The following is a 9,286-nucleotide window of genomic DNA, read 5'->3' on the forward strand; positions in this document are numbered from 1 at the left end:
CACAGCTCCTGATCGGAACTGTGCCTTCATGGTTTTCCTTGCAGCAGCAGCGTCTGCGGAACAGTGCCTTCAAAGCGAAACGCTTCATCCTTCAGTTCCAGAACGCTGATCTGCAGGCCGTCCATTTTATCCAGAATGGTTTTTAAGTTTTTATTCACGGCAGTGTTGGTGGATTTAACTAAAGACGTTGGCAGATCCACGCCGGCCAGCGTGATTCGCTGCAGCTCGATCGTAATTTCATCATCCTGCCCTGCCAGTCTCGCTTCCACCGCCACGCGGCAGCCCTTTGCCAGCGTCAAGAGCGCGCCGTATTCCTTCAGCTTGGGAAACAGCTTGACGAGTGCCTCGGGATCATTCACCGTCATTTCAATTGCAACTTCATCGCCGTTTTCCAGCGTAATCTGTGGATCGGAGAGCATGTCGCCGGCTGCGGTTTTCAACAACTCCCCCAGCTGTTGTTCCGACAGGTTCAGCTGCAGCGGCTGCGTCCCTTTGGCCGTAAACTGACCTTTGGCAATTTGCGTCAGCTGGCTGATCAGCTGCTCGGTGTCGGGCAGCGCTTCGGATAGTTCCGGCGGCAGCGGCGCGGCGGGCGCGGCGCTGGATTGAGGCTGGAGGGAAGAAACCGGCCGGCGGCTCCAATAGGATCCTAGCGCCAGCGAACCAGTAACGACGATCATGACCCAGCAAAATGCTAAAAGGATGTCGAATATCCGTGATTGGGGTTTCATAAAAGCGGCTCCTTTCTATCCAGAAGTATGCTCGCAGAACCCCTTTTTATCCTGAAACCGCAGTTCAAAAGATGGAAAAACAAAACAGGTTGCGGTACAATAGACAAGAAATGAGGTTAGCTTGATGGAAAAACAATGGACAACTCTACAGACGCAGGGCAAAGAAATCACTTTGATCGGCACGGCGCACGTTTCCAAGGTCAGCGCCCAGCAGGTCAAGGAAGCGCTTGAGGAAATTCAACCCGACAGCATCTGCGTGGAACTGGACGAGGATCGCTATCAGTCGCTGATGCATCCGGGTCAATGGGAACAAACCGATATCGTGCAGGTCATTAAGCAGAAAAAAACAGGTTTTCTGCTCGCTAATATTATTCTAAGCTCATACCAGAAGAAAATTGCCAAAAAAATGGACATCAGCGCCGGCGCGGAAATGATGCAGGGCATCCAGAGTGCCAAGGAACTGAATGCTGAGCTGGTGCTGGCAGACCGGCGGATCCAGACGACGTTCTCCCGCATCTGGCGCAAACACAGCTTCTGGCAGAAATGCAAGCTGCTCACCAGCATTGTCTTTTCGCTGTTTGACGACGAAGACATCACGGAAGCGGATTTGGAACAGCTCAAGCAAAGCGATATGCTGGAAAGCGCGTTAAAAGAAGTCGGCGACAGCTTCCCGGTCGTCGCCGACGTTCTGATTCACGAACGCGATCAATATCTCGCCACAAAAATTGCCCAGGCCAAAGGACCGAAGGTTGTCGCCGTGCTGGGGGCGGCGCACGTTCCGGGCGTCAGCGCTTTGATCGAAAGCGGCAAGCTGGCCGATCTGAACGAATTGGATTCCTTGCCCCCCAAATCGATCTGGGGCAAAGTGATCGGCTGGGGTATTCCGATCGCGATCGTCGCGCTGGTCTGCGCCACCTTTCTGAACTCGCACAGCGCCGGCTGGGAACAAATTCAAAGCTGGATCTTATGGAACGGCACATTGTCCGCCATCGGCACGCTGTTGGCCGGCGGTCATCCGCTGTCGATCCTCACGGCGTTTGTGGCGGCGCCGATCACCTCGCTCAATCCGCTGCTGGCCGCCGGCTGGTTCGCCGGTCTGGTCGAAGCCTCGGTACGCAAGCCGAAGGTCAAAGATTTTGAAAATCTGACTGAAGACGTCAATTCCGTTAAAGGCATGTGGAAAAACCGCGTGACCCGGATCCTGCTGGTCGTCATTCTCGCCAACGTCTTCAGCTCGCTGGGCACCTTCATCGGCGGCACCGACATCATCAAAACTTTCCTGGAAACCGTGTTCTGAGAAGAACCGGTTTTTTTGTTTGAAGTTCAGTCCGCCTGTCCATACTAAGGAACGAATAGAACAAGACGAGGTGAGCGGAGATGCAGAAATCATATTGGCAGAAACAACGTCCGCTGTGGGAGTGTCCGCAGCTCAATGAGGATCAGGAAACCGACATCGCGATCGTCGGGGGCGGATTAACCGGATTGTTATGCGCCTGGATGTTGAAAGACAGCGGCCGGCGCGTCACTGTGATTGAAAAACGGCGGTTTCTGGAAAATAACTCCGCCCGCAACACGGGCAAAGTCAGCGCGCTGCACGGCGCGTTTTATCACACGCTGCCCGCGGACATTGCGCAGTCCGTATACCAGCTCAACCGCACGGCCGTCGATCACTACGAACAGCTGATCCGCACGGCGGACATCGCGTGTCACTGGCAGCGGACAAGCGCGGTCTTAGCGGCGCAGAGCGAAGAAGGCGCGGCGATCCTGAACCAGGAAAAAGCTGCTCTGTCAGCTCTCGGAGCCCAGCTGAGCGATCCGCCAAGCTTTCCCCTGCCGCTGACCTGGGCCGATCAGCTGGCCGCGGCGGATCAGGCGCTGCTCGATCCCTGGTTGTTCCAGGCTGGTTTATTGGAAGCGTTAAAAGACAAAGTGACGCTCTATGAAGAATCACCGGTCGTTGAGATTCAGGATCATTGCCTGATCAGCGACGGCAGCTACCGCCTGCGGTTCAAGGATTTAATTCTCACCACGCAGTTCCCGGCCTTTGACCGGCTGCAGCTGTACGCCGCACGGTTTCACTACCAGCGCGAAGCGGCGGCGGCCTTTCGCTGCGATCCGGCCCTCGACGGTCTGATGCTCAACACCGTCGACCCCGGTCAGGCGCTTTCACTGCGGTTTGCGCGCAAAGAGGATCAGCCGACTTAATCTTGGCGGGTCCGGCCATCGGTATCCATCATTATCCCAAGGATCCTTACGCACCGCTGTTACAAACCGCAAAAACGCTGGGCGTGCATCAGCCGCTGGCCTGCTGGAGTGCGCAGGATCTGATACCCCGCCGCCATCTGCCGTTTATCGGTCAGATTCAGGATCATTACTGGATCGCATCCGGATATTCCAAATGGGGTTATACCTGGGCAATGATCGCCGCGGAAATGATCAGCGCGCAGGTGCAGGATCCGGCCTTCGTCATTCCGGAGTATCTGCGGGCCCGGCGCAAGGGTGATTTATTCAGTTTGTATACGTTGGGCAACGCCGCGACCTTGACGGAAGCCTTCTTTAAGGATCGCTTTACCGTCACCCCGGAAAACCAGCCGCGCCGCACCGGAACCGTCGTGCGTCTGCATGGACGCCGTTACGGCGTCGTCATTCCTGAGGAGGGCCTGGAATTTCTGGTCGATCTGACCTGTCCGCACATGGGCTGCCCGCTGCACTACAACCCCGCCGATCAAACCTGGGACTGCCCGTGCCACGGTTCTCGTTTCACGCTGGACGGACGCAGTCTTTATTCCCCGTCCAACGTTTCCCTGCAGCATTATCCGGGCGTCAACAGCCTGCATCCCAATTTGAAATAAAGGCATAAAATTGCCTTTCCTTACCTTGTTTTCTGATTTTAAAGTCTAAAAAAGGACAGACGCTGATGGCTTTTCAGCACTGTCCTTTCTTTATTTTATAGTGACTGCGGATTATTTCCACAAATCGAACGGATACAGCCCCTGATCCTTATAGTCTTTCAGGCACTGGACGACATACGGTTTATCCTCTTTATAGGTAACGCCGAACCAGCGGTCGTTGGAGGTCAGCACCTTAACTGTGCAGGCCTTTTGTTCCAGCAGCGTTCCGATTGCCGTCGGAATGACGTGTTCGCATTTCATCGGATTTTCAACGACACCCTTACGGATGAATTCCTCAAAAATCGGCTCGCACTGTTCAAAGATTTTCGGTGTAAAGCCCCAGAAATTCATCGAAACGACAGAGCCCTTCGCAATTGGTTCCCAGGTCTTGCCATCGTCGTTGGTCAGCTTCGCACGATCGTCGTCCTTCGCGATCTTCGGGCATTCCACAATCTTCTGCAAGAAGCCGTTTTCATCCCGCTCACAGATCGCACGGGAAACGGTGCCGTGATCCGTCAGCGTATTTTCCAGCACATAACCGACCATGCCGTATTCGCCGTCTTTAACTTCGTTGGATAAGAAGTTGTAAATAACGCGGAAGGCGTCCTTGCCATAATAATCGTCGGCGTTGATGATCGCAAACGGAGCGTCCAGGTTGCGGCAGGCCAGCAGCGCATGGGTTGTTCCCCATGGTTTTTCACGGCCTTCCGGCACCGTGATTCCCTCCGGCACGTCATTGAGATCCTGATAAGCAAACTCAACTTCCATGTGCTTGGATACTTTATCGGTCAGATTCTTACGGAAGGCTTCCTCATGTTCCTTGCGGATGATCAGCACGACCTTGTCGAATCCGGCTTCATGCGCGTCGTAAATCGAGAAGTCGATGATCGGTTCGCCATTGCTTCCGAGGGCGTCAATCTGCTTCAGTCCGCCGTAGCGGCTGCCCATACCGGCTGCCAGAATGACTAAAACTGGTTTTTTCATCTTATTTCTAATCTCCTTTTTTCATCTTTCGTTGGTTTCATTATATCATGGTTTTTCCGGTTTGAGCCAGCGAGTTGTCTGCGGCTTGAAATCCCTTTCTTTCCAGCGGTCTGCGCTTGCTTTGGCGGATTCACGCTCAGATTTATTTTACTATCGGCTGCCGGCTTGAATCGGTCCCTTGAGGAAACCGATCGGATGAATCGTCTGATCTTGCTTGGGGTTAAAACTGGTCAGCGGCTTGTCGAGCAGCAGGCTGCAGCGCTGGATCTTTTCAAAGCCAAACCGGCGGCGGATCCCGTCGACCGTCTTTTCCAGCTGCAATAACGACTGACGGTGCTGTTCGTCGACGAACAAATCCAGCTGTTCCCCGGTCTGATCCAGACATAAGTCAAATACGCTGATCCCGATGCTGCGCAGCGGCAGCGCGTTCTGCCAGGCCTGGCGCAAAAGAATTTCCGCGTCTTCCAGAATTTCTTCCGCCAGCTGGGTCGGGCGGGCACGTTTGCGCTGCAGGCTCCAGCGGAATAAATGAATATCCCGCAGGCTCAAAGCGATACCCTTGCCTTTCAAGCCCTGATCACGCAGCCGGGAAGCGACGGACTCCGCCAGCACCCGCAGCACCAGCCGCGCTTCTCCATGCGTATGCAGATCATGAACCGCCGTGACGCTGTTGCCCACGGATTTGACCGGAATCGCCTCGCTGGCCAGCGCGACTTCACTGATATCCTCGCCCAACGCGAACCAGTGCAGCATCTCCCCAACCTTGCCAAAATAGCGGCGCATGAACTGCCGGTCGCGGCTGGCCAGATCGCCGATCGTCGTAATCCCCCAGGCTTCCAGCTTCTTCTGTGTCGCCGCTCCGACATAAAACAGCTCCCGCACTGATAGCGGATAGATTTTCTCCTGGAAATTAGCCCGGGTAATTGTCACAAACCCGCTGGGCTTAACGAAATCCGAGGCCATTTTAGCGAAGATCTTGTTGAACGACAGTCCGATTGAAATCGTTAATCCCAGTTCCGCGTAGACCCGCTGCTGGATTGTTCGGGCAATCTGTGAAGCGGGGCCGAACAACCGCTGCGACTGCGTCAGATCCAGCCAGGCTTCATCCAGCCCGTATTCCTCAACCCGGTCGGTATATTCCCGATAAATCGCCTTGACCTGATCCGTTATCCGCTGATAACGGCGGTAATCCGGGGGCAGGATCAGCAGCTGAGGACATTTGATCCGGGCCTCGTCTAAGGTTTCCCCGGTCTGAATTTTGTATTTCTTGGCATGCAGATTCTTGGCAAGGATGATCCCGTGCCGTTCCTCCTGACTGCCGCCGACCGCCATCGGCCGTTGCTTCAGCTCGGGATTCAGCATCTCCTCGATCTGCGCGTAACAATGGTTAATATCACTGTGAACAATTGCCCGTTCCATTCTCATCACCTCTGCCTTGAATTTTACAAGAATTAAATTCAAGTTATGTTCTTGACATTGTTCAAGGCGAGTGATATATCCGTCTTTCCAGTTTCTGGTGATTCGTGAAACAAAAGAAAATCCCGGTGAAATGGAAGTCATTTCCGGGATCCAAACATTACTGGTTAAATGCAGACATTACTGATTTAAGTCCGGCACGGAATCCGAGGTGGAATTTAACATCTTTAACCGCACAAGGAACACTGTGCCTTCCTTGCTTGTCGCTTCGACTTCAATCGTTCCGCGGTGCGCTTCGACAATTTCCCGGGCAATTGCCAAGCCCAGACCGCTTCCCTGCGACTGGTTGCCAGTATAAAAAGCATCGAACAACTGCGGTAGTTCCTCCGGATCGATCCCTTCTCCGGTATCCTGAATCCGGATTTCTATTTGCTCTCCCTTGATCGAGCAGACACAGTCGATCTGCCCGCCTTCCGGTGTATGGGCGAGAGCGTTGCGCAGCAGATTATCAAACACCCGCTGCAGCCGCAGATCATCCGCCCACACCCAAATAGCTTGCTTCGGCAAAATCAGATTTATCCGGATCTGTTTCTGCCGGGCGCTGACCTGATGGGCTTCCGCCAGATGTGTCAGCAAATCATTCAGACACACCTCGTCAAAGACAAACGCCAGTTCATGATTTTCCAGCTTGACACTTAAAAACAAATCGTCGCTCAGACCTTCCAGCACCTCTAAGCGCTGGCGCATCGTCGACAAGTTCCGCTGCTGTCCCTCATCCTTTGCCTCCAACTGCTGAAGACAGCCTTTTAGAACAAAAATCGGGGAACGCACATCATGCAGCACCTTCATGATCATCCGCTGCTTCTGCGCCTGTTCCTTCTGCAGCTGCTGCGTCCGCTCATCCACAAGATGATCCAGATTCGCGTTCATCTGTTCTAATTCCCGGTTTAACGATTCTGATTCATCAAATTTTGCGGCAAATTTACGATTGATCACCAATGCCGCCATCATCATAAAGAACAAAAAGCCGAACTGCGGCAGCATGTAGACGATCATCAGCTCGCCCGCCTGCATCGCCCCGCGGTTATAGATTAAATAATAAAATAAAAGTATGCTTTCCCACACTGCATATCCGCATACCAGTGGGAAGGTTCCCGGAAGATGACGTTGATCGGCACGGACAAACAGAATCAGAATGGGAATCACAGCCAGAATCCGAATCAACGTTTCCACCCCTTCCGGAGTAATATATTGAAGCAGCATCAACAGGGCAAAGCCTGCCGTCAGAATACGCGGCGTAAACACTGCCTGCAGCCGCACAGGAATCGCCGGTTTCAGCAGCATCATGATGATCAGCAGCTGGCACAAGGTCGTCATCAAAAAGATTCCCGGCATGATCAGGGAACACTGCGCATAGCTCAATGGAAACAAGGGGAAAGCGGACAAAACAAGCACCCGCAGCAGCGAAACCAGCGAAGCCGCGGCCAACAGCAGCAGATATGTTTCTTCCTTTTTCTTTTGGAACAACGTCAGCGAGGACATCATCAGCAGTAAATAAAAGCCGGCATAAAACATCGTGATGCCGAAGGCGACATGTGAAGCGGAAAGCGCTGCCTGCGGCCCTGCCAGCAGCATGCCCGGCGGGGAATAGGGCTGCGATGTCGAAACCGCGTCGTTGCGCTGCAGCTCGCTGGGAGCCAGTGAAAGGGTCAGCGTACCCTCTGCCTGCGGCAGCGTGACAAATTGAATCCGCTGATAGGGATCTTGACTCGAGGAAAGATAGACCTGCTGATCGTTAACCCAGACCTGAACCGGTCCCGCATTATCCAGAATCAACGTCAGCGGCTGCACTTCCGCCGACGCTTTCAACGTGATCGAACAGCGCTGCTGATCCGCACTCATTCCGCTGACAAGCCGCATTGGCCGGTTTTCAATCGAAGCCGGAATTTCATCGTGCTCCATAAGTGCCGCGGTGTTGTGGTTGATGTGCAGAAAAAGCCCCAGCGGCAGCAGCAGTAAGGCAAAAAACAACAGAAGTACCCTAAATCGTTTGAACATCCGGCATCGCTCCTTTATAATGAGTTCAGGTGATCATCATGGATCGTGTATTGATCGTAGAGGACGATAAAGAAATCGCCCGCATCATCCGTTATTATCTCAGCCAGGACAACCTGTACGAAGTCGTCAGCGCCGCCAGTGCTGAGGAAGCGCTGTTTTTAGCGCGCGACGCCTACGATATTATTCTGCTGGACGTCGGACTTCCGGATCAGAGCGGGATCGACCTCTGCGCGCAGCTGCGGCAATGGCACGACTGCCCGATCCTGTTTATCAGCTGCCTGGATGACAGTAACACTATTATATCAGCTTTGCAGCAGGGCGGGGATGATTACATCGTCAAGCCGTTTGACAACGAGATTCTCCACGCCCGGATTCAGGCGAATCTGCGCCGCTGGCGGAATGACCGCCAACAAAAGAAGACCGTCAACGAGCTGCGCTGCGCTTCGTTCACGCTCAACGCTCAAACCCACGAGCTGACGAAAACGGACGGAACGTGCTATCCGCTGGTGCCGATGGAATTTAAGATTTTAGCGTTTCTGATGCAGCATGCCGGACAGTGTTATAAAGCCAGCGAGCTTTACAATCACATCTGGGGCAAATCCAGCTATGGCGATCACCGGACCGTCGTCGTTCACATTCACAATCTGCGCAAGAAGATCGAGCAGGATCCCGCCGAGCCGCAGCTGCTGCAAAGCGTGTGGGGGAAGGGTTATTGCTTTATCGACGAAAATCCGCAGGCGCTTTGATCCTGCGGAAACGCTTTACGCAGACAAAGCAAATAGGCGGACACGGAGATTGCCGCGGTAATTATCGGCTTTAATTATTTTCATTACTGCCGCCGGCAAGCCTGTCGGATTTCTTCGAGGATCACAATGAAACTGGATCTTAACTCTTTATTAAACCAGGAGGAACACCATGGAAAAGTCAGAAATTCTTCAACAATGGATCGAAGGGGCAATTCCGGATCCGTTTTTATTTCAGCAGCGGCGCGCGGTCTACACGCATCTGCTGGGAACCGCTCATTTCGCGGCGATGTTGGCGATGAAACGAGGCGCAGACAGCGAAGCAGCGGAGCTGGCGGGGCTGCTTCATGATATTTCAACCTATCTTACCGGCGAGCATGAGGATCACGCCCGCAAAGGCGCGGCGCTGACCTTGCGGATTCTGGGAGATCTGCAGTTGGGCACCCCGCAGCAGCAGGAAGAG

Annotated in this window: 9 protein-coding genes; 5 read left to right on the plus strand and 4 right to left on the minus strand. The window is 53.7% G+C overall.

Going from position 1 to position 9,286, the window contains the following annotated elements; translation table 11 throughout:
- Positions 1–26: 26 nt before the first annotated feature.
- Positions 27–731, minus strand: coding sequence for a hypothetical protein (locus HOLDEFILI_RS16205; protein ID WP_006060955.1), 705 nt, complete (start codon positions 729–731; stop codon positions 27–29).
- Between the two features lie 124 nt (positions 732–855).
- Between HOLDEFILI_RS16205 and HOLDEFILI_RS16210 the strand changes: the two genes are divergently transcribed.
- The 3 genes from HOLDEFILI_RS16210 (at position 856) to HOLDEFILI_RS16220 (ending at position 3,583) form a co-directional block, all read left to right on the plus strand.
- A complete protein-coding gene (locus tag HOLDEFILI_RS16210) occupies positions 856–2,028 on the plus strand; it encodes a TraB/GumN family protein (protein ID WP_006060957.1) in 1,173 nt (390 codons plus the stop codon).
- A gap of 80 nt (positions 2,029–2,108) precedes the next feature.
- Complete coding sequence (locus HOLDEFILI_RS16215; protein WP_006060958.1) at positions 2,109–2,936, plus strand: NAD(P)/FAD-dependent oxidoreductase; 828 nt, start codon at positions 2,109–2,111, stop codon at positions 2,934–2,936.
- 2 nt (positions 2,937–2,938) lie between these two features.
- Positions 2,939–3,583: a Rieske 2Fe-2S domain-containing protein gene (locus HOLDEFILI_RS16220; RefSeq protein ID WP_006060959.1), complete on the plus strand. Its 645-nt coding sequence runs from the start codon at positions 2,939–2,941 to the stop codon at positions 3,581–3,583.
- Positions 3,584–3,694: 111 nt separating this feature from the next.
- On the opposite strand, the gene HOLDEFILI_RS16225 is transcribed toward HOLDEFILI_RS16220, so the two are convergent.
- From HOLDEFILI_RS16225 to HOLDEFILI_RS16235, 3 genes are all read right to left on the minus strand, one after another.
- A complete protein-coding gene (locus HOLDEFILI_RS16225) occupies positions 3,695–4,606 on the minus strand; it encodes a nucleotidyltransferase family protein (protein ID WP_006060960.1) in 912 nt (303 codons plus the stop codon).
- A gap of 150 nt (positions 4,607–4,756) precedes the next feature.
- Entirely contained in the window at positions 4,757–6,025 is a 1,269-nt protein-coding gene (locus HOLDEFILI_RS16230) for a DNA polymerase Y family protein (RefSeq protein ID WP_039865326.1), read from the minus strand.
- A gap of 177 nt (positions 6,026–6,202) precedes the next feature.
- Entirely contained in the window at positions 6,203–8,080 is a 1,878-nt protein-coding gene (locus HOLDEFILI_RS16235) for a sensor histidine kinase (RefSeq protein ID WP_006060963.1), read from the minus strand.
- A 38-nt stretch (positions 8,081–8,118) separates the two neighbouring features.
- Here HOLDEFILI_RS16235 and HOLDEFILI_RS16240 point away from each other — a divergent pair, with 38 nt between their 5' ends.
- Both HOLDEFILI_RS16240 and HOLDEFILI_RS16245 read left to right on the plus strand, forming a co-directional pair.
- Positions 8,119–8,826, plus strand: coding sequence for a response regulator transcription factor (locus HOLDEFILI_RS16240; RefSeq protein WP_006060964.1), 708 nt, complete (start codon positions 8,119–8,121; stop codon positions 8,824–8,826).
- 169 nt (positions 8,827–8,995) lie between these two features.
- Positions 8,996–9,286 (plus strand): HD domain-containing protein (locus tag HOLDEFILI_RS16245; protein ID WP_006060965.1); only part of this gene is annotated, 291 nt, incomplete at its 3' end.

The organism is Holdemania filiformis DSM 12042 (assembly GCF_000157995.1).
In the GTDB taxonomy this organism is placed as follows: Bacteria; Bacillota_I; Bacilli_A; order Erysipelotrichales; family Erysipelotrichaceae; genus Holdemania; species Holdemania filiformis.